This is a genomic window from Variovorax sp. GW822-FHT04E09 (assembly GCF_058800845.1).
In genome coordinates this window covers 563,859-581,112 of the sequence record NZ_JBXAMR010000001.1, presented here as the reverse complement: position 1 = coordinate 581,112, position 17,254 = coordinate 563,859, and the positions used below count along the sequence as shown (strand labels likewise).

Genomic DNA, 17,254 nt, shown 5'->3' with positions numbered 1-17,254 from the left:
AGATTCAAATTTTCTGGCCCAAATGCAATCCATCGGCATCGCTGAAGCCAAGAACAACTTCTCGGCCCTGATCGACCTGGTCGAAAAGGGCGAGGAGGTTCGCATCACCCGCCACGGCAAGGAAGTCGTGCGCATGCTGCCGGTGCGCCGCAAACCCGTCATCACCGACGAGCAGATCGCCCGCGAGCTCGGGCAGATCGACGCGCTGCACGCCACCATCCAGCCCGGCCCCACGCCCCGCGAGCTCCTGGACCAGGGACGCCAGCCATGACCGCTTTCGTCATGGACGCCTCGGTCACTGCCGCCTGGCTGCTGCCCGACCAGGCCAGCGAACACACCCGCAGGCTCTACGCCGCCATCCGCCGCGACGAGGTCGAGCCGCAGGCGCCCAACGCCTGGCAATGGGAGTGCGCCAACATCCTCGCCAATGGCGTGCGCAGCGGCCGCATTCCGGCATCGGCCGTCGAAGGCCTGTGGAGCGTGCTCGACGCCATCCGCCATCGCGTGGAGCTGCACGACCTCGCGCCGGCCCAGCACAAGGCCGTGCTCGCCGTGGCCATCGACGCGGGCGTCTCGCTCTACGATGCGGGCTACCTCTGGCTCGCCAAATCGCTCAACCTTCCGCTCGCCACCTTCGACGAGCACCTCATCCAGGCGGCGCCGCACGCGGGCGTCAAGCTGTTCGACATTTCAACGCTCTGAGTCCTTTCGCCATGCAACACGACAAGATCCTCATCCTCGACTTCGGCTCGCAAGTCACCCAGCTCATCGCACGCCGCGTGCGCGAAGCGCATGTGCTCAGCGAAGTGCATCCCTGCGACGTCACCGACGAGTGGGTGCGCGAATACGCGGCCGACGGCCACCTCAAGGGCGTGATCCTCTCGGGCAGCCACGCCAGCGTGTACGAAGAGACCACCGACAAGTGCCCCCAAGCCGTGTTCGACCTCGGCATTCCGGTGCTCGGCATCTGCTACGGCATGCAGACCATGGCGCACCAACTGGGCGGCAAGGTCGAAGGCGGCCACAAGCGCGAATTCGGCTTCGCCGCCGTGCGCGCCCATGGCCACACCGCGCTGCTGAAAGACATCGCCGACTTCACCACGCCCGAGGGCTTCGGCATGCTCAACGTGTGGATGAGCCACGGCGACAAGGTCACCGAGCTGCCGCCCGGCTTCAAGCTCATGGCCAGCACCGACAGCTGCCCCATCGCCGGCATGGCCGACGAGGCGCGCCGCTACTACGCGCTGCAGTTCCATCCTGAAGTCACGCACACGGTGCAGGGCAAGGCCATCATCGACCGCTTCGTGCTCGGCATCTGCGAAGCCAAGCCCGACTGGGTCATGCGCGATCACATCGCCGAAGCCGTGCAGAAGATCCGCGAACAGGTGGGCGATGAAGAAGTCATCCTGGGCCTCTCGGGCGGTGTCGATTCGAGCGTGGCTGCCGCGCTCATCCACCGCGCCATCGGCGACCAGCTGACCTGCGTGTTCGTCGACCACGGCCTGCTGCGCCTGAACGAAGGCGACATGGTCATGGAGATGTTCGAAGGCAAGCTGCACGCGAAGGTCATCCGCGTCGATGCCAGCGACCTGTTCCTGGGCAAGCTCGCCGGCGTGAGCGACCCCGAAGCCAAGCGCAAGATCATCGGCGGCGAGTTTGTCACCGTGTTCAAGCAAGAGGCTGCCAAGCTCAAGGCCGGCGATGGCGGCCACAAGGGCGCGACCTTCCTGGCGCAAGGCACGATCTACCCCGACGTCATCGAATCGGGCGGCGCCAAGAGCAAGAAGGCCGTCACCATCAAGAGCCACCACAACGTGGGCGGCTTGCCCGAGCAGCTCGGCCTCAAGCTGCTCGAACCGCTGCGCGACCTGTTCAAGGACGAAGTGCGCGAACTTGGCGTGGCCCTCGGCTTGCCGCCCGAGATGGTCTACCGCCATCCGTTCCCCGGCCCCGGCCTGGGCGTGCGCATCCTGGGCGAAGTGAAGAAGGAATACGCCGACCTGCTGCGCCGCGCTGACGCGATCTTCATCGAAGAGCTGCGCAACTTCACCGACGCCGAGACCGGCAAGACCTGGTACGACCTCACGAGCCAGGCCTTCACCGTGTTCCTGCCCGTGAAGAGCGTGGGCGTGATGGGCGACGGCCGCACCTACGACTACGTCGTCGCGCTGCGCGCCGTGCAGACCAGCGACTTCATGACCGCCGACTGGGCCGAGCTGCCGTACGCGCTGCTCAAGAAGGTGTCGGGCCGGATCATCAACGAGGTGCGCGGCATCAACCGCGTGACCTACGACGTGTCGAGCAAGCCGCCGGCGACGATCGAGTGGGAGTGATGCCGGGGCATCGCTCACTCTAGAAAAATCTTCGAAAGCTGTTGGGCTAAGAACGCTTGTGTTTTTAGGCCCATCACGAGCAGACGAGATTGTTGGGTGGCATGCGGCGCTGCGCGGCGGGAGACGCGATTGCATTGACTGGTCGCATGCTGCATGCTTTCCAGACGCAGGATTTGGTTTCAAAAAGCTGGCGACGCACGGTTCTGCGATCTAGTGGTGACGGCGGACTCCTGCGTACAGGTCACCGCTGTTGATGATGCCGTATAGGTCGGGTTTTCCGCCTCACCCTCCTCGCGAGGTACAGGATGAACGGAGGCCATGTATGAATCAACCAAGGCGACATGTCCCATCGGAAATTTCTTCGAGTGAGTCCGGGTGCGATCTTCCCTTCTGGCGCTGGAACGTTGAGGAGGAGGACCCGGTTCATTGCAGCTACTGCGCTGCTCAGATGGATGACCACTATGACCTGGACCTATGGGATGTCGCTTACAAGGATTTCGCGGCCGTCCACGATCTCGAGATTCAGAATCCCTACTTCAATGGCCCTCCTCTAGGGCATCCTCACGTAATCCTTCGGGGGGATATCGTGGAGAGGAAGGTGTGTCTGCATGTCTGTCCTGCTTGCGGCTGGTGGATTGCGGAGGATCGCGCGGTTCTGCCAGCAATGCATTGGCAGCACTGGGCTGTGACGCTGGCTTCAGCCCCCGCCCTGGAAGAGCTGGCGCTCGACGACATCGGCCTGCCCCTGCAACAGGTGCGACGCTACCTGATGCGAAAGTTCGAGGCGCGTGCGTCAATGCACCCGCGTCTGTTCGAGTTGACCGTGGCCAGCGTTTTCGGCGATCTCGGGTACCAGGCATATGCGACCGCCTATTCGAACGATGGTGGGGTCGACGTGATACTGGAGGATGGTTCAGGCGCCAGGGTCGGAGTTCAAGTCAAGCGGCGCAGGGATGCGGTGGATGTGGAGCAAATCCGGGCCTTTCTAGGGGCCTTGGTGTTGGGCGGCTATACGCGGGGCGTGTATGTATGCGCATCGCGCTTTGGTCGCGGTGCGCGCGAAGCGGCTAAACGTAGCACGCAAGCGGTCATGCCGGTCGAGCTCGTTGATGCGAATCGCTTCTTCGACATGCTTGGCTATGCCCAGCTAAAGCACCGGCCGGGACCGGAGGACTGCAATATCACTCGAGCGAGGCCATTGACGTTCCATGGACATGACCACTATCACCTCAACACGCTGTAGAGATTGGGTGTTTCGCTAGGGGCGTAGGTGGCTGGTTGGTACGCCTCTCGATTTATCGATCGCGCCGCGTGCATGGAACTCATCTGACGTGCACCTAGGCACGCGCTGGCACACCGCTTGCGATCTAATCGCACCTGATGCTGCGGCTCGGAATGCAGCCGCCTTTCGCGCGAAAGGACGCCCGTTGGCCCGCTCTGATCCTCGCAACACCTCGCGGTATTGGCATGCACCTGGCGTGCCGGGCATGGACATGCTCCATGCCGATTTCACGACGCACGACTACGCCCCGCATGTCCACGACTCCCTCGTGGTCGCGGTGACGGAAGTGGGCGGCTCGGAGTTCAGGAGCCGGGGCCGCACCGACGTGGCCCACACGCAGGCGCTGCTCGTCTTCAACCCCGGCGAGCCGCACTCGGGCCGCATGGCCGGCAGCTTGCGCTGGCGCTACCGGTCGTTCTACCTGGCCGGGCAGGGGCTCCAGGGCGTGCTCGCATCGCTGGGCATCGACCAGCCCCGGCACTTCACATCGAACGTCTTTCGCGACCCGGACCTCATCGCGCGCTTCCTGGCGCTGCACCGCGCCCTCGACGGCGAACCCGACGCGCTGCTGCACCAGGAACTGCTCGTGCGCAGCTTCGGTGCGCTGTTCGCCGCGCACGGACAGGCCGGCCCCCGCGTGCCGGCCGCGCCCTGGGATGCGCACGTGCTCGCGCCTGTGCTCGAGCTGATGCGCGATGGCCATGCCGAGCGGCTGACGCTTGAGCAGATGGCGCAGGCCGCCGACCTGACGACCTTCCAGCTGATCGGCGCCTTCCACCGCACGCTCGGGCTAACCCCGCACACTTACCTGACGCAGTTGCGCCTGCGGGCCGCGCTGCGGCAGCTCGATGCGGGCCAGCCCGTGGCCGAGGCCGCGCTGGCCTCGGGCTTCTACGACCAGAGCGCGTTGAACAAGCACTTCAAGCGCACCTTCGGCATGACGCCGTTGCAGTACGTGCGCGCCCGGGCGAACTGATCGAGCCGCGGGCGCAATTTCAACCAATAGCGTTTCGGGTCGTCCTGCCATGCTGAGGCTTCTCAGCAAGGCCACCCATGACACGACTCTTCTGCCAGGAACATGCCGACATCCTGCGGCTGGACGCCCAGGTCCTTCAATCGCGGCCCGGTGCCGTGCGGCTGTCGCAACATCCTTTCTATCCCGGCGGCGGCGGGCAGTTGCCGGACCGCGGCGTTGTCCGCTGGCGGGGCGGCGAGGTGCCCGTCACCGGTTTTTCCGAAGAGGGCGGCCTCGTCTGGGTCCAGCTGCCCGATCGCATCGAGATCACAGGCGAGGTCCAAACCGAGGTCGATCCGGTCTTCCGTCAATGCATGCGCGAACTGCACACCGACCTGCATGTGCTCAACGCACTGGTCTTCCGTGACTTCGACGGCGCGCTGGTCACCGGCGTGCAGATGAACGACGACGGCACCGCGCGCATCGACTTCGATCTGCCCGGCGCCGACAACGACCGCCTGCGGGCCCTCGAGCCCGAACTGAACGACGTGATCGCGCAGGACCTCGCGGTGCAGACGCACTACGTGTCGGTCACCGCCGCCTATGGCGAGCAGGGGCTGCTGCGCTCCCGCTCGGTGGCGCCGCCGCCTTCGGCCGAGGGCCTGGTCCGCATCGTCGAGATCGCCGGGCTCGACCGGCAAGCCTGCGGCGGCACGCACCTCGCGTCCACCGGCGCGTCGCGCCCGGTGCGGATTCTCAAGATCGAGAACAAGGGCCGCTCCAACCGCCGCGTGCGCATCGGGTTGCAGGGGCTGTAGGCATGCGCAGGTCGCTGCTGGCGCTCTGGGCGCATCCGGTGTGGCTGCTGTGGGTGCCGCCGGCCTTCTGGGCTGGCAACCTCGTGTTGGGGCGTGCGCTCGGGCCGGTCTTTCCGCCGGTGTCGCTCGCGGTGGGGCGCTGGGTCGTGGCGCTGGCGGTGCTGGCGCCGTTCGTCGGCGCGCAGGTGTGGCGCGAGCGCGGGCTGCTTGCACGGCACTGGCGACTGATCGTGGCCTGCGGCGCCTTTGGCATCGCCGGCTACAACGCGCTCGGCTACCTGGCCTTGCAGACGGTGCCCGCCACCAGCGTTGCGTTTCTCAATTCGACGCTGCCGCTGATGGTGCCGCTCGCCGCCGTGGTGCTCGGTGTCGAGCGCATCACCTGGAAGGCCTTGCTCGGCATCGGCATCTCGTTCCTCGGCGTGACCTGGATCGTGGCGCGCGGCGAACTGGCGCACCTGCAGGCGTTGCGACTGGGCGGCGGCGAGTTGCTGGTGCTGCTGGCCGTGGCCAACTACGCCGTGTACTCGGTGCTGCTGCGGCGCAAGCCGGCCGCCCTCAGTCCGCTGGTGTTTCTGGCCGCGACCATGGCTGCCGGGCTGGTGGTACTGATGCCGTTCTGGGCGCTCGAGCTGGCACGCGGCGCGCGCATTCCGACCGACGTGGCCTCGGTGGGCGCGGTGCTCTACATCGGCCTCTTCGCGTCGCTGTTCGCCTTCATCCTGTGGAGCCGCTGTGTCGCGACGCTGGGCGCGACGGTGACGGGCGTGTCGTTCCATCTCGTCGCGCTGTTCACGGCGCTGCTGGCATTTCTCGTGCTGCGCGAGCCCGTGCGCGGCTTCCACATCGCCGGCATTGCGCTGATCCTGCTCGGCTTCTTCGTCACGACCTTCCAGCCGGCGAGGCGCGCGAAGGTCGCGGCCTGAGCCGATGAACACCGTCGAATTGCTGCGCACCCTGGTCGGGTTCGACACGACCTCGCACCGCTCCAACCTCGGCCTCATCCACTGGGTGGCCGACTACCTGGCGGCGCACGGCGTCGAGGCGCGGCTGATCCCCAGCGACGACGGCGAGAAGTCCAACCTGCTGGCGACCCTCGGCCCTGACGCGGCAGGCGGCATCGTGTTGTCCGGTCACACCGACGTGGTGCCCGTCGACGGTCAGGCTTGGGACTCGGACCCCTTCACGCTCGTTGAGCGCGAGGGCCGGTGGCATGGCCGTGGCGCGGCTGACATGAAGGGCTTCATCGCAGCGTGCCTCGCAGCGGTACCTTCATGGCGCAGCCTTGAGCTGCGCCGTCCGATCCACCTCGCGCTGTCCTATGACGAGGAAGTCGGGTGCCTCGGCGTTCCACGCCTCATCGCCGCGATGCGCGCCGATATGCCGACACCGGCGCTGGCCGTCATCGGAGAGCCGACGCAGATGCGCGTGGGGCTGGCCCACCGCGGCTTCTTCGGCCACCGCATCACCTTCAGCGGGCGGCCGGTCCATTCCGGCGATCCGACCCTGGGCGTGAGCGCGATCGAGCCGGCCGCGCAACTGATCGCGCAGCTCGCGCGCTTCGGGCGCACGCTGCGCGCGCAGGGCAACCGCACCACCTTCAACGTCGGCTGCATCCATGGCGGAACGGCGATCAACATCGTCCCCGGCTGTTGCGAAGTGACGTGGGAGTTCCGGCCGACGGATGCGGCCAGTACGGCGATGGTGGCAGGAGAAGTGGCGCGGCTGCTCGCAGGCGTGTCGCCCGAAGTGGCCGTCGAGATGACACAGTTGGCCGGCGTGCCGGCGCTCTGCGCGCAGAAAGGTGAGGGCGCTGCCGCGGAGACCGCCAGGCGCTGGGGCGCACTGTGGCCTCCGGGCGAGATCCCGTTCGGCACCGAGGCCGGGTTCTTCCAGCAGGCGGGCATCCCGTCGCTGGTGTGCGGGCCCGGCGCGATCGGGCAGGCCCACCAGCCCAACGAGTGGATTGCCGCGAGCGAACTGCGCGCCGCCGACCGCTTCCTGGCCGGCGTCGGCGCTTGGGCGGCGACCGCTTAGAAGTTCGCCTTCAAGCCCACCGTGAACATCCCGCCCTTGGCCTGCTTCGACAGCTTGCCGAAGTAGTCGTAGTCGGCCGTGATCGCGAGGTTCTGCGTCATGCGGTACTCGGCGCCGACACCGACCATCAGGCCCGTGCCGCTGCCCGAGATGCGCTGGTTGGGCGGGGCCCACTTGTTGTCGCCGGAGATGCGTCCGCGTGCCACGCCGAGGCGGCCGTTGAGGGCGAAGGCGTCGCCCAGCGGCATGCGGGCGGTGGCGGCGGCGTAGAAGACCTGGCCGGTGCCGGTCTGCAGCCTGGAGCCGCCGTAGGCCGAGCTCCACTGGCTCACGCTGCCGAGGCGGGCGTAGCCGGCTTCCACGCCGAAGTGCTCGGTCAGGCGGTAGCCGCCATACAGCTTGTAGGACGTGCCGCTCTTGTCGGCCTTCTTGCCGCCCCATGGCACGGGCACGGGGGCGTTTTTCGAGGACGACAGGCTGTAGCTGGAGCGGCCGATGGCGCCGCCGACATACAGCCCGGTGTCCTTGTCGAGACCGGCGGCGAAGGCGCCGACGGAGGCGGTGCCGAGCCAGAGAGCTGCGAGTGCGAGGCGGGCTTGCGTTTTCGTCAAGATGAAATCCTGTTGGTTGATTGATCGATTGAATGAATGCGTGGATGGGCGGCGTGTCGTTGTTCGCCTTGCCGCCACCGTCCGACGATTCTCAAAAACCAAGCTGAAGACGAGCTTCGCGTTTGCTGAAGGCCTCATGAAGGGCCCCCGCCATGGGCGATGATCGACACATGTCAGCTCAGCTTCTTCTTCCCGGAATCGATCCCCCGCCGCGGCCCCTGCCGCGGCCTCGCGGCACCCAGGCCCCTCGCAAGGCGCCGCTGCCGCACTCGCTTTTCTTCGCACTGCTTCCCGCCCCGCAAGACGCCGAAACGATCGCCGCGCTCGGTGCGCGCATGAACTCCCAACACGCCCTGAAGGGCACGGTGGTCGAGGCGCAGCGCCTGCATGTCACGCTGTTCGACCTCGGCAACCACGACCAGGTGCCGGCCGACAAGGTGGCCCAGGCATCGACCGCGGCCGCCGCGGTGTCCGTGCCGGCGCTCGATGTCGTTTTCGAAAAGTCCATGAGCTACGCCAAGGGCGCGCTGGTGCTGTACGCCGACGACGAGGCCAACGTTGCGGCGTTGCGCGCGTTCAGGCAGCGCCTGGGCGAGGCGCTGGCCGATGTCGGCCTGAAGCCCTCGCGCGCGTTCACGCCGCACATGACCGTCGCCTATGCACGGCGCAAGCTCGAAAAGCACGCGCTCGAAGCGCCGGCGCGGTGGGCCGCCCATTCGCTGGTGCTCATCGACAGCCACGTGGGCGGGGGCGTGCACGAGGTGCTGGGCCGCTGGCCCGCCTAGGCGCCGTCCTGATCGGCAAAGGTGTCGAACAGCAGCCCGCGCAGCCACTGGTTGCCCGGGTCGCGGTGCACCTTCGCGTGCCAGAACAGGTTGATCGCGATCTGCGGCAGCGCCACGGGGTGCGGTCGCCACACCAGGCCGAAGGGCTCGGCGATGCTGCGCGCCAGCCGCTCGGGCACGGTCGCGATCATCTCGCTCGACTGCAGGATGTGGCCGATGGCCACGAAGTGCGGCACCTTGAGCCGGATGCGGCGCTGGATGCCTTGCGCCGCCATCACGTCGTCGGCCTTGCCGTGGCCCGTGCCGGCGGCCTGCACCTGCACGTGGTCGGCCGCGCTGAAGTCCTTCAGTGACACGCTGCGCTTGCGCGCCAGCGGGTGCGTGCCCGCGAACAGGCACACATAGCGCTGCAGGAACAGCCGGCGCTGGAACACGCCCGACTTGAGCTGCGGCAGCAGGCCGATGGCGATGTCGACATGGCCGGCCTCCAGGTCGTCGCGCAGGTGGGTCGCGGTGTTGTTGCGCAGCGTGCTGATGGTCACGCCCGGCGCGGCGGCCGAGAGCGTTTCCATGAGGCGCGGCGTGAAGTAGATCTCGCCGATGTCGGTCATGGCGAGCGTGAAGCTGCGCGTGCTCGTGGCGGGGTCGAACACCACCTGCTGGTTGAGCGCCGTGTGCAGCGCGCCCATGGCGTAGGCCACGGGTTCGGCCAACTGCAGCGCGAAGGGCGTGGGCTCCATGCCGCGCGCGGTGCGCAAGAAAAGCTCGTCGCCCAGCAGCTTGCGCAGGCGCGCCAGCGCGTTGCTGATGGCGGGCTGCGACAGGCCCAGCGATTCGGCCACGGCCGACACGCGCTTCTCGGCCAGCATGCGGTCGAATACCAGCAGCAGGTTGAGGTCGATGTCCTTGAGTTGCATGGCGCACCTTTATTCATGCCGGTGATACAGCCGATTCACCAGATTCTATTGGTCAATCGGAAGAGTCCGCGCATCATCCGTGCCCAGAGACAAGCCGGCCCTGCTGCCGGCGCCAGAAAAAGAGAGCCCGACGATGGACCTGCACATTCACCCCCTTGCCCGCACCCTCGAGGTCCGCCCCGGCGCGAACCTGCTCGAGGTGCTGCGCGAGCACCAGGTGCCGGTGTCGTACAGCTGCATGTCGGGGCGCTGCGGCACCTGCCGCTGCAAGGTGGTGTCGGGCCAGCTGCTCGACGGCGGCCAGGACGCGATCCGGCCCGACGGGCAGGGCGAGCGCTACGTGCTGGCCTGCCAGAGCACGCTGACCGAAAGCTGCACCATCGAGATCCCCGAGCCCGACGAGGTGGTGGTGCACCCGGCGCGCGTGCTCAAGGCCACGGTCACGGGCATCGACGTGCTCACGCACGACATCCGCCGCCTGCGCCTCAAGCCCAACAAGCCGCTGGAGTTCTCGCCGGGGCAGTACGCGCAGCTGCAGTTCGGCCCCGAGCTGGCGCGGCCGTACTCGATGGCCGGGCTGAGCCGCGACGCGGAGCTCGAATTCCATGTGCGCCGCGTGCCGGGCGGCCGCGTCACGGCCCACATCTTCGAGCAGCTGCGCGTGGGCGACACCGTGCGCGTGAGCGGGCCGCTGGGCACCGCCTACCTGCGCACCAAGCACCGCGGGCCGATGCTCTGCGCGGCGGGCGGCACGGGGCTCGCGCCCATCCTGTCGATCGTGCGCGGCGCGGTCGCGGCGGGGCTGACGCAGCCGATCCACCTTTACCTCGGCGTGCGTTCCGATGCCGACGTGTACGGCCTGCCGGAGCTGCGCGAATTGCAGGCGCAGCACCCGGGCCTGAAGGTGCACGTCGTGGTGGTCGCCGGCCCCGCGCGCGACGGCCAGCGGCTGGGGCTCATCACCGATGCGATCCGCGCCGACCTGCCCGCGGGGCTCGACGGCTGGCGTGCCTACCTGTGCGGCTCGCCGCCCATGGTGGAGGCCGCGAGCCGGCTGGTGCAGGCGCACGGCCTGGCGCCCGAGCAGACGCACGCCGATGCCTTCTACCTGCAAGGCACCTGAAGAACCGAACAAGAGAAAAGGAGACCCGATGACCACGCAAGCCGTCTTCCCCATCGAACTGCACTGGGAGAGCGAAAAGACCAGCCGCATTCCCTTCATGGCCTACACCGACGAGGCGCTGCACAAGAAAGAGCTGCAGCGCTTCTTCTACGACAAGCACTGGTGCTATGTCGGCCTCGAAGCCGAGATTCCGAACCCGGGCGACTTCAAGCGCACCGCCATCGGCGAGCGCTCGGTCATCCTGTCGCGCGACGAAGAAGGTGCCATTCATGTGTTCGAGAACGTCTGCGCGCACCGCGGCATGCAGTTCTGCCGCGAGCGCCACGGCAACAAGAAGGAGTTCGTCTGCCCCTACCACCAGTGGAACTACACGCTCAAGGGTGACCTGCAGGGCGTGCCGTTCCGCCGTGGCGTGAAGCAGGACGGCAAGGTCCACGGCGGCATGCCGGCCGATTTCAAGACCGAAGACCACGGGCTGAACAAGCTCAAGGTCGCGTCGCGCGGCGGCGTGGTGTTCGCGTCGTTCGACCATGCCATCGAATCGTTCGAGGACTTCCTCGGGCCCGACATCCTTCATTACTTTGACCGCCTGTTCGACGGGCGCAAGCTCACCATCCTGGGCTACAGCCGCCAGCGCATTCCGGGCAACTGGAAGCTCATGCAGGAGAACATCAAGGACCCGTACCACCCGGGCCTGCTGCACACCTGGTTCGTGACCTTCGGGCTCTGGCGCGCCGACAACAAGTCGGAGCTGAAGATGGACGCGCGCGGCCGCCACGCCGCGATGATCTCCACGCGCGGCAGCGCCGGCAAGGCCGCGCAGGTGACGCAGGTGTCTAGCTTCAAGGAGAGCATGCGGCTCAAGGACCCGCGCTTTCTCGACATCGTGCCCGAGCCCTGGTGGGGCGGGCCGACGGCGGTGATGATGACGCTGTTCCCCAGCCTCATCCTGCAGCAGCAGGTCAACAGCGTGTCGACGCGCCACATCCAGCCCGTGGGCCACGACGCCTTCGATTTCGTGTGGACGCATTTCGGCTTCGAGGACGACACGCCCGAGATGACGCAGCGCCGCCTGCGCCAGGCCAACCTGTTCGGACCAGCGGGCTTCGTGTCGGCCGACGACGGCGAGGTGATCGAGTTCTCGCAGGAAGGTTTCGAGCAGAAGCCCTACCACCGCACGCTGGCCGAGCTCGGCGGGCGCGAGGTCGAAAACACCGACCACATGGTGACCGAGACGCTGATCCGCGGCATGTACCGCTACTGGCGCGAAGTGATGGAGGCCGCATGAGCACGCTCGACACCGCCACCTACCTCGACCTGTCGCGCCTGTATGCGGCCTACGCGCACGCCGTCGATTCGGGCGACTGGGACCTGTGGCCCGCGTTCTTCACCGAGCAGTGCAGCTACCGCCTGCAGCCGCGGGAGAACCACGAACGCGGCCTGCCGCTGGCCACGCTCTCGTTCGAAAGCCGGGGCATGCTCGAAGACCGCGTCTACGGCATCAAGGAGACGCTGTTCCACGACCCGTACTACCAGCGCCACGTGGTGGGCCTGCCGCTGGTGCACCGCGTCGACGACGACGGCACCATCCACAGCGAGGCCAACTACGCGGTGTTCCGCACCAAGCTCGACGGGCCGTCGACCGTGTTCAATGTCGGGCGCTACATCGACAAGGTCGTGCAGACCCCCGAGGGCCTCAAGTTCGCGTCGCGCCTTTGCGTGTTCGACAGCGAAATGATCCCGAACTCCATCATCTACCCCATCTGAAACCGAGCCATGACAGAAAAAGAACCAGAGACCCACGGTGCGCCCCTGCGCCGCTTCACCGACCCGGCCTACGTGCCGCTGTGCGCCAACCTGGCCGAGGTGCGCGAGAACATCGACCGCCTCGACCGCCAGATCGTCGCGCTGCTGGCCGAGCGCGGCCGCTACGTGAAGGACGCCGCGCGCTTCAAGCGCGACGCCTTCCAGGTGTCCGCGCCGCAGCGCCAGCAGGAAGTGATCGACAAGGTGAAGGCGCTCGCCGAGAAGGAGGGCGCCTACCCCGAGGTGGTCGAGGCCGCCTACCGCGCGCTCATCGCGGGCTTCATCGCGCGCGAGCAGCAGGACCATTTGGGCATGGTCGCCGTGGAGGTGCAGCCATGACGCGCGCACGCCTCTTCGTCGCACTCACCGCCGTGGCCCTGGCCGCGGCCGCCCATGCGCAGGAATGGCCGCAGCGCCCCGTGCGCATCGTGGTGCCGTTCGCGGCAGGCTCGTCGCCCGACATCCTGGCGCGCATCGTCAACGACAAGCTCGCGGCGCGCATCGGCCAGCCGCTCATCGTCGAGAACAAGCCCGGCGCGGGCGGCAACAGCGGCACCGACGCGGTCTCGAAGGCGCAGCCCGACGGCTACACCTTTCTGCTGTCGGTGAACGCGCCGCTGGTCTACAACACCATCCTCTACAAGAACCTGCCGTACGACCCGTTCAAGGACCTCGTGCCCGTGTCGCTCGCCGCGACCACGCCGAACGTCTGCGCGGTCTCCAATTCGATGGGCGTCGATTCGGTCAAGGGCTGGCTGGCGGCGATGAAGAAGAACCCCGGCAAGTTCAACTTCGCCTCGACCGGCAACGGCTCGATCTCGCACCTGGGCGTGGAGCTCATCAAGGCCAAGACGCAGTCGTTCGCGGTGCACATTCCGTACGCCTCGTCGGGCCAGGCCGTCACGGCCATCGTGCAGGGCGACGTGCAGTACGCCTGCCTGCCGCCGGTCACGGTGATGCCGCAGGCCAAGGCCGGCCGCCTGAAGGCGCTGGCCGTCACCTCGGCCGAGCGTTCGGCATTACTGCCCGAGCTGCCGACGTTGCGTGAGTCGGGCCTGCCCGACATCCAGGCCGTGCCATGGTTCGCCTACATGGCGCCCAAGGGCACGCCGAACGACGTGGTGCAGCGCATGAGCCGCGAGATTGCTGCCGCGCTGAAAGACCCCGACACGGTCAAGCGCCTGCAGACCGCGTACTTCGACCCCGTGGGCAGCACGCCCGAAGGCCTGTCGAAGTTCATGGACGAGGAGCTGCGCCGCTGGAAGCCGGTGATCGACCGCGCCGGCCTCAAGCCCGATTGAGAAAAGGGAGCACACGATGAGCACGATGACCTGGGTCGACGCCGCGGCGGTCGACGACGTTCCCGCCGACGACGTGGTCGGCATCGAGGTGCAGGGGCGCGACATCGCGCTGTACGGCACCGACGACGGCATTCACGCCACCGACAACATCTGCACGCACGGCCATGCGCGGCTGTGCGACGGTTTCCTGGAAGGCCACGAGATCGAATGCCCACTGCACCAGGGCCGCTTCGACGTGCGCAGCGGCAAGGCGATGTGCGCGCCGCTCACCGAAGACCTGCGCACCTACCCGGTGAAGATCGAAGGCGGGCGGGTGTTCCTGGCGTTCGAAGGCTGAACTGTTCTGCCTGCGGCGGGCGTGATCTGTATCGGTTCGCGCCGGACCGGTTGGCGACAATCGAGGCCCGTTTTCCTGGACATCCGATGACAGAACCACACAGCCGCGACCAGATCGCCGACCTGATTGCCGCAGAACTGGGCCACCGCTTCGACGGCGAGATCCTGGCCGGCGGCCACTACGTGCCGCTGGTGCGCGACGGCCGCACCGTCTACCTCAGCGGCCAGGTGCCGCGCGTGGGCACCACGGTGGTCGTCACCGGCCGCGTGGGCGATGTCGTGTCGCTCGACACCGCGCGCGAGGGCGCCCAGATCTGCGCGCTGCGCAGTCTCGCGCTGCTTCGACGCGCACTCGGCTCGCTCGATGCGGTCGAGAAGGTGCTGCGCGTGGGCGTGTTTGTGCAGTGCACGGCCGACTTCACGCAGCAAAGCGAGGTGGCCGATGCCGCGTCCGACCTGCTGCACCGCGTGTTCGGCGAGGCCGGCGTGCATGTGCGCACGGCGGTCGGCGTCTATGCGCTGCCGAAGAACGCGACGGTCGAGGTCGAGATGACCGTCGCGACCACCCACGCAGCCTGAATCGACTGCGTCAGCCGCGCTCGCGGCGCGCGGGTTCGCTGCGGTGCAGGTGCACCGCCAGCGTGTCGCGCGGCGGGCGCACCGCGCATTGCGCCAGCAGCCGGCCGGCTTCGCCCCGGTGGTAGCCGTTGTGCGTCACAACGTGGGCCAGCATCTCTTCGCGCGTCATGCAGCCCTTGTCGCCGTCGGTGAACACGAAGGGCAACGACTCGGCCAGCAGCGTCGGCGTGAGCGTGTCCAGGTAGGCGAGGTACCAGCGATCGGACTCGGCCACGGCCGCGCGCAGGTCGGCCAGCGTGGGCGTTTCGGGCGTGTTGTCGTCGGCGAAACCGTGCGGCGTGCCCGTGAGGTGGCCCGCGAAGATCCGGTTCACCACATGCGCATGGTTGACCACGCGGATCGCGGCATGCCGGGCGTCGGCGTGCTGCACGGGGTCGAGGCTGGCCATGCGGTCCAGCAACTCGTCGTTGGCCCACGCGTGGTACTGGAACAGCGTGCGCAGCAGGGGTGGGGCGCTCATGTCGGGTGTCCTTGTCATCGGGGAACCCGGATGTTCGCGGCAGGCGCGGCGCCTGTCCACCCGAAACAGGATCAGCGCTCGCCGAGCATCCAGCGCGTGCGGTCGCCGCGTCCCGGCAGGTGCAGCGCGGCGGTGGCCGCGGGCGTCTCGGCCAGCAGCCGGCCCTTGCGGAACACCTTGAGCCGTGTCGCGCGCAGGCGGATGGCCTCGACCGGGTCGCGCGCCTGCAGCAGCACGAAGCTGGCGTCGCAGCCGGCCTCCAGGCCGTAGCCGTCCAGGTGCATCACGCGCGCCGCGCGCGTGGTCACGGCCTCGAAGCACTGGTGGATGCCGGCCTGGCCGGTCATCTGTGCCACGTGCAGGCCCATGTGGGCCACCTCGAGCATGTCGCCCGAGCCCATGCCGTACCACGGGTCCATCACGCAGTCGTGGCCGAAGGCGACGTTGACGCCGGCCGCCAGCAGCTCGGGCACGCGCGTCATGCCGCGGCGCTTGGGGTAGCTGTCGTGGCGGCCTTGCAGCGTGATGTTGATGAGCGGGTTCGACACCACGCTCACGCCGCTCTCGGCGATCAGCGGCAGCAGCTTGCTCACGTAGTAGTTGTCCATCGAGTGCATCGAGGTGCAGTGCGAGCCCGTCACGCGGCCCTGCAGGCCCAGGCGCAGCGTTTCGGCGGCCAGGGTCTCGATGTGGCGCGAGAGCGGGTCGTCCGACTCGTCGCAGTGCATGTCGACCAGCTTGCCGCGCTCGGCGGCCAGTTCGCACAGCAGCTTCACGCTGGCCGCGCCGTCGGCCATGGTGCGCTCGAAATGCGGTATGCCGCCGACCACGTCCACGCCCTTGTCGAGCGCGCGCGTGAGGTTGTCGACGCCGCCCGGCGAGCGCAGCACGCCATCTTGCGGAAAGGCCACCAGCTGCAGGTCGATGTAGGGCGCCACCTGGCGCTTCACCTCGAGCAGCGCATCGACCGCGAGCAGGCTGGGGTCGCTGGTGTCCACGTGCGAGCGGATCGCCAGCAGGCCCTTGGCCACGGCCCAGTCGCAGTACGCGAGCGCGCGTTCGATGAGCGCATCGGCCGTGAGCAGCGGCTTGAGCTCGCCCCACAGCGCGATGCCTTCGAGCAGCGTGCCGCTCTGGTTGACGCGCGGCTGGCCGTAGCTCAGCGTGGCGTCCATGTGGAAGTGCGGGTCGACGAAATGCGGCGCGAGCAGCAGGCCCTGGGCGTCGAGCGTCTCGTGCGCGGGCGCGGCCAGGCCGGGCGTGACCTCGGCGATGCGGCCGTCCTGCACGGCAACCGACATGCCGGTGCGGCCGTCGGGGAGAGTGGCGTGGGTGATGAGGAGGTCGAGCATCGGCGGGTGTCTTTTTTTCGAGGGGCGCTCAGCGCGTGCGCTGCGCGCGGAAGCGGTATTGCCCTGCGGCCGGCCCGACCTCGATGGTCACGCGGCGCAGCTTGTCGTCGTGGCCCGAGTCGGCCTTGGCCGTCACCACGATGCCGCGCGGCGTGGCGCGGCAGGTGAGTTCGCTCAGGGAGATTTCCGCGTGGTCGTTGTCGAGTTCGGCGATGGCAGTCGTGTGCACGGCGTACAGGCTGTAGCTGCGGTCGGCTTCGCCGCGCGCCATCCATTGCACGTAGAGGAACGACTGCGCGAAGGCTTCGGCGTGGACCACGCGGTAGGTGCCGCGGTGGTCGGTGCCCCAGGTGCCGCAGGTCTGCACCCAGGTGACGGCGTCGTGGGTGGCGAAGCGCTCGGGGCCGTAGTCGGCGCCGAGTGCGTGGGCGCCGCTGCCGGCCAGGGCGAGCAGCGCGGTGGCCAGCAGGCGACAAAGGCGGGGCCGCGTCATCGGCAT

21 protein-coding genes are annotated in these 17,254 nt (G+C 67.9%); 16 read left to right on the top strand and 5 right to left on the bottom strand.

What is annotated here, in order from left to right; genetic code table 11:
• Nucleotides 1-22 precede the first annotated feature (22 nt).
• The 8 genes from AC1RL8_RS02765 to argE all read left to right on the top strand — a co-directional run bounded on the left by AC1RL8_RS02765 (nt 23) and on the right by argE (nt 7,425).
• On the top strand, nt 23-271 hold the full coding sequence (locus tag AC1RL8_RS02765) for a type II toxin-antitoxin system Phd/YefM family antitoxin (RefSeq protein ID WP_492687149.1): 249 nt from the start codon (nt 23-25) through the stop codon (nt 269-271).
• Nucleotides 268-702 (top strand): type II toxin-antitoxin system VapC family toxin, encoded by a 435-nt coding sequence (locus tag AC1RL8_RS02760; RefSeq protein ID WP_070060761.1) that lies wholly within the window; start codon nt 268-270, stop codon nt 700-702. The genes AC1RL8_RS02765 and AC1RL8_RS02760 overlap by 4 nt, the downstream gene beginning before the upstream one ends.
• A gap of 11 nt (nt 703-713) precedes the next feature.
• Nucleotides 714-2,333, top strand: a complete 1,620-nt coding sequence (gene guaA, locus AC1RL8_RS02755) for a glutamine-hydrolyzing GMP synthase (protein ID WP_062477832.1) — start codon at nt 714-716, stop codon at nt 2,331-2,333.
• Nucleotides 2,334-2,781: 448 nt separating this feature from the next.
• Nucleotides 2,782-3,576 carry a restriction endonuclease gene (locus AC1RL8_RS02750; RefSeq protein WP_492687148.1) on the top strand — a complete coding sequence of 265 codons (795 nt, stop codon included), beginning with the start codon at nt 2,782-2,784 and terminating at the stop codon, nt 3,574-3,576.
• A 184-nt stretch (nt 3,577-3,760) separates the two neighbouring features.
• Nucleotides 3,761-4,591 carry a helix-turn-helix transcriptional regulator gene (locus AC1RL8_RS02745; protein ID WP_492687147.1) on the top strand — a complete coding sequence of 277 codons (831 nt, stop codon included), beginning with the start codon at nt 3,761-3,763 and terminating at the stop codon, nt 4,589-4,591.
• A 77-nt stretch (nt 4,592-4,668) separates the two neighbouring features.
• A complete protein-coding gene (locus AC1RL8_RS02740) occupies nt 4,669-5,388 on the top strand; it encodes an alanyl-tRNA editing protein (RefSeq protein ID WP_492687146.1) in 720 nt (239 codons plus the stop codon).
• Nucleotides 5,389-5,390: 2 nt separating this feature from the next.
• Entirely contained in the window at nt 5,391-6,314 is a 924-nt protein-coding gene (locus tag AC1RL8_RS02735; protein WP_492687145.1) for a DMT family transporter, read from the top strand.
• A gap of 4 nt (nt 6,315-6,318) precedes the next feature.
• A complete protein-coding gene (gene argE, locus AC1RL8_RS02730) occupies nt 6,319-7,425 on the top strand; it encodes an acetylornithine deacetylase (protein ID WP_492687144.1) in 1,107 nt (368 codons plus the stop codon).
• Here argE and AC1RL8_RS02725 read toward each other — a convergent pair.
• Nucleotides 7,422-8,036, bottom strand: coding sequence for a porin family protein (locus AC1RL8_RS02725; RefSeq protein ID WP_492687143.1), 615 nt, complete (start codon nt 8,034-8,036; stop codon nt 7,422-7,424). The two genes, argE and AC1RL8_RS02725, sit on opposite strands and share 4 nt — an antisense overlap.
• A gap of 335 nt (nt 8,037-8,371) precedes the next feature.
• Between AC1RL8_RS02725 and AC1RL8_RS02720 the strand changes: the two genes are divergently transcribed.
• The gene (locus tag AC1RL8_RS02720) at nt 8,372-8,821 is read left to right on the top strand and encodes a 2'-5' RNA ligase family protein (RefSeq protein WP_492687142.1); all 450 of its coding nucleotides are present in this window, start codon (nt 8,372-8,374) and stop codon (nt 8,819-8,821) included.
• Here AC1RL8_RS02720 and AC1RL8_RS02715 read toward each other — a convergent pair.
• Nucleotides 8,818-9,738, bottom strand: coding sequence for a LysR family transcriptional regulator (locus AC1RL8_RS02715; protein WP_062477812.1), 921 nt, complete (start codon nt 9,736-9,738; stop codon nt 8,818-8,820). The two genes, AC1RL8_RS02720 and AC1RL8_RS02715, sit on opposite strands and share 4 nt — an antisense overlap.
• Before the next feature lie 133 nt (nt 9,739-9,871).
• Between AC1RL8_RS02715 and AC1RL8_RS02710 the strand changes: the two genes are divergently transcribed.
• The 7 genes from AC1RL8_RS02710 to AC1RL8_RS02680 all read left to right on the top strand — a co-directional run bounded on the left by AC1RL8_RS02710 (nt 9,872) and on the right by AC1RL8_RS02680 (nt 14,883).
• On the top strand, nt 9,872-10,861 hold the full coding sequence (locus AC1RL8_RS02710) for a 2Fe-2S iron-sulfur cluster-binding protein (protein ID WP_307588359.1): 990 nt from the start codon (nt 9,872-9,874) through the stop codon (nt 10,859-10,861).
• 28 nt (nt 10,862-10,889) lie between these two features.
• Nucleotides 10,890-12,149: an aromatic ring-hydroxylating dioxygenase subunit alpha gene (locus AC1RL8_RS02705; RefSeq protein ID WP_492687141.1), complete on the top strand. Its 1,260-nt coding sequence runs from the start codon at nt 10,890-10,892 to the stop codon at nt 12,147-12,149.
• Nucleotides 12,146-12,628 carry an aromatic-ring-hydroxylating dioxygenase subunit beta gene (locus AC1RL8_RS02700; protein WP_056580648.1) on the top strand — a complete coding sequence of 161 codons (483 nt, stop codon included), beginning with the start codon at nt 12,146-12,148 and terminating at the stop codon, nt 12,626-12,628. The genes AC1RL8_RS02705 and AC1RL8_RS02700 overlap by 4 nt, the downstream gene beginning before the upstream one ends.
• A 9-nt stretch (nt 12,629-12,637) precedes the next feature.
• Complete coding sequence (locus AC1RL8_RS02695) at nt 12,638-13,006, top strand: chorismate mutase (protein WP_492687140.1); 369 nt, start codon at nt 12,638-12,640, stop codon at nt 13,004-13,006.
• Nucleotides 13,003-13,968, top strand: coding sequence for a Bug family tripartite tricarboxylate transporter substrate binding protein (locus AC1RL8_RS02690; protein WP_492687139.1), 966 nt, complete (start codon nt 13,003-13,005; stop codon nt 13,966-13,968). Before AC1RL8_RS02695 ends, AC1RL8_RS02690 begins: the two co-directional genes overlap by 4 nt.
• A gap of 16 nt (nt 13,969-13,984) precedes the next feature.
• Nucleotides 13,985-14,305 carry a non-heme iron oxygenase ferredoxin subunit gene (locus AC1RL8_RS02685; RefSeq protein WP_056580656.1) on the top strand — a complete coding sequence of 107 codons (321 nt, stop codon included), beginning with the start codon at nt 13,985-13,987 and terminating at the stop codon, nt 14,303-14,305.
• An 86-nt stretch (nt 14,306-14,391) separates the two neighbouring features.
• Nucleotides 14,392-14,883, top strand: coding sequence for a RidA family protein (locus AC1RL8_RS02680; RefSeq protein ID WP_159271752.1), 492 nt, complete (start codon nt 14,392-14,394; stop codon nt 14,881-14,883).
• Between the two features lie 10 nt (nt 14,884-14,893).
• Here the strand turns inward: AC1RL8_RS02680 and AC1RL8_RS02675 are convergent, their stop codons facing one another.
• The 3 genes from AC1RL8_RS02675 to AC1RL8_RS02665 form a co-directional block, all read right to left on the bottom strand.
• The gene (locus AC1RL8_RS02675; RefSeq protein WP_492687138.1) at nt 14,894-15,403 is read right to left on the bottom strand and encodes a DinB family protein; all 510 of its coding nucleotides are present in this window, start codon (nt 15,401-15,403) and stop codon (nt 14,894-14,896) included.
• Nucleotides 15,404-15,474: 71 nt separating this feature from the next.
• Entirely contained in the window at nt 15,475-16,755 is a 1,281-nt protein-coding gene (locus tag AC1RL8_RS02670) for an amidohydrolase family protein (RefSeq protein WP_070060750.1), read from the bottom strand.
• A gap of 28 nt (nt 16,756-16,783) precedes the next feature.
• Nucleotides 16,784-17,254, bottom strand: a complete 471-nt coding sequence (locus AC1RL8_RS02665; RefSeq protein WP_492687137.1) for a hypothetical protein — start codon at nt 17,252-17,254, stop codon at nt 16,784-16,786.

Coding starts and splice junctions, on each gene's coding strand:
- AC1RL8_RS02695 (WP_492687140.1), top strand. CDS start 12,638: ATGACAGAAAAAGAACCAGAGACCCACGGTGCGCCCCTGCGCCGCTTC.
- AC1RL8_RS02675 (WP_492687138.1), bottom strand. CDS start 15,403: ATGAGCGCCCCACCCCTGCTGCGCACGCTGTTCCAGTACCACGCGTGG.
- AC1RL8_RS02665 (WP_492687137.1), bottom strand. CDS start 17,254: ATGCCGATGACGCGGCCCCGCCTTTGTCGCCTGCTGGCCACCGCGCTG.
- guaA (WP_062477832.1), top strand. CDS start 714: ATGCAACACGACAAGATCCTCATCCTCGACTTCGGCTCGCAAGTCACC.
- AC1RL8_RS02685 (WP_056580656.1), top strand. CDS start 13,985: ATGAGCACGATGACCTGGGTCGACGCCGCGGCGGTCGACGACGTTCCC.
- AC1RL8_RS02715 (WP_062477812.1), bottom strand. CDS start 9,738: ATGCAACTCAAGGACATCGACCTCAACCTGCTGCTGGTATTCGACCGC.
- argE (WP_492687144.1), top strand. CDS start 6,319: ATGAACACCGTCGAATTGCTGCGCACCCTGGTCGGGTTCGACACGACC.
- AC1RL8_RS02710 (WP_307588359.1), top strand. CDS start 9,872: ATGGACCTGCACATTCACCCCCTTGCCCGCACCCTCGAGGTCCGCCCC.
- AC1RL8_RS02690 (WP_492687139.1), top strand. CDS start 13,003: ATGACGCGCGCACGCCTCTTCGTCGCACTCACCGCCGTGGCCCTGGCC.
- AC1RL8_RS02765 (WP_492687149.1), top strand. CDS start 23: ATGCAATCCATCGGCATCGCTGAAGCCAAGAACAACTTCTCGGCCCTG.
- AC1RL8_RS02720 (WP_492687142.1), top strand. CDS start 8,372: ATGAACTCCCAACACGCCCTGAAGGGCACGGTGGTCGAGGCGCAGCGC.
- AC1RL8_RS02680 (WP_159271752.1), top strand. CDS start 14,392: ATGACAGAACCACACAGCCGCGACCAGATCGCCGACCTGATTGCCGCA.
- AC1RL8_RS02705 (WP_492687141.1), top strand. CDS start 10,890: ATGACCACGCAAGCCGTCTTCCCCATCGAACTGCACTGGGAGAGCGAA.
- AC1RL8_RS02735 (WP_492687145.1), top strand. CDS start 5,391: ATGCGCAGGTCGCTGCTGGCGCTCTGGGCGCATCCGGTGTGGCTGCTG.
- AC1RL8_RS02700 (WP_056580648.1), top strand. CDS start 12,146: ATGAGCACGCTCGACACCGCCACCTACCTCGACCTGTCGCGCCTGTAT.
- AC1RL8_RS02670 (WP_070060750.1), bottom strand. CDS start 16,755: ATGCTCGACCTCCTCATCACCCACGCCACTCTCCCCGACGGCCGCACC.
- AC1RL8_RS02740 (WP_492687146.1), top strand. CDS start 4,669: ATGACACGACTCTTCTGCCAGGAACATGCCGACATCCTGCGGCTGGAC.
- AC1RL8_RS02760 (WP_070060761.1), top strand. CDS start 268: ATGACCGCTTTCGTCATGGACGCCTCGGTCACTGCCGCCTGGCTGCTG.
- AC1RL8_RS02750 (WP_492687148.1), top strand. CDS start 2,782: ATGGATGACCACTATGACCTGGACCTATGGGATGTCGCTTACAAGGAT.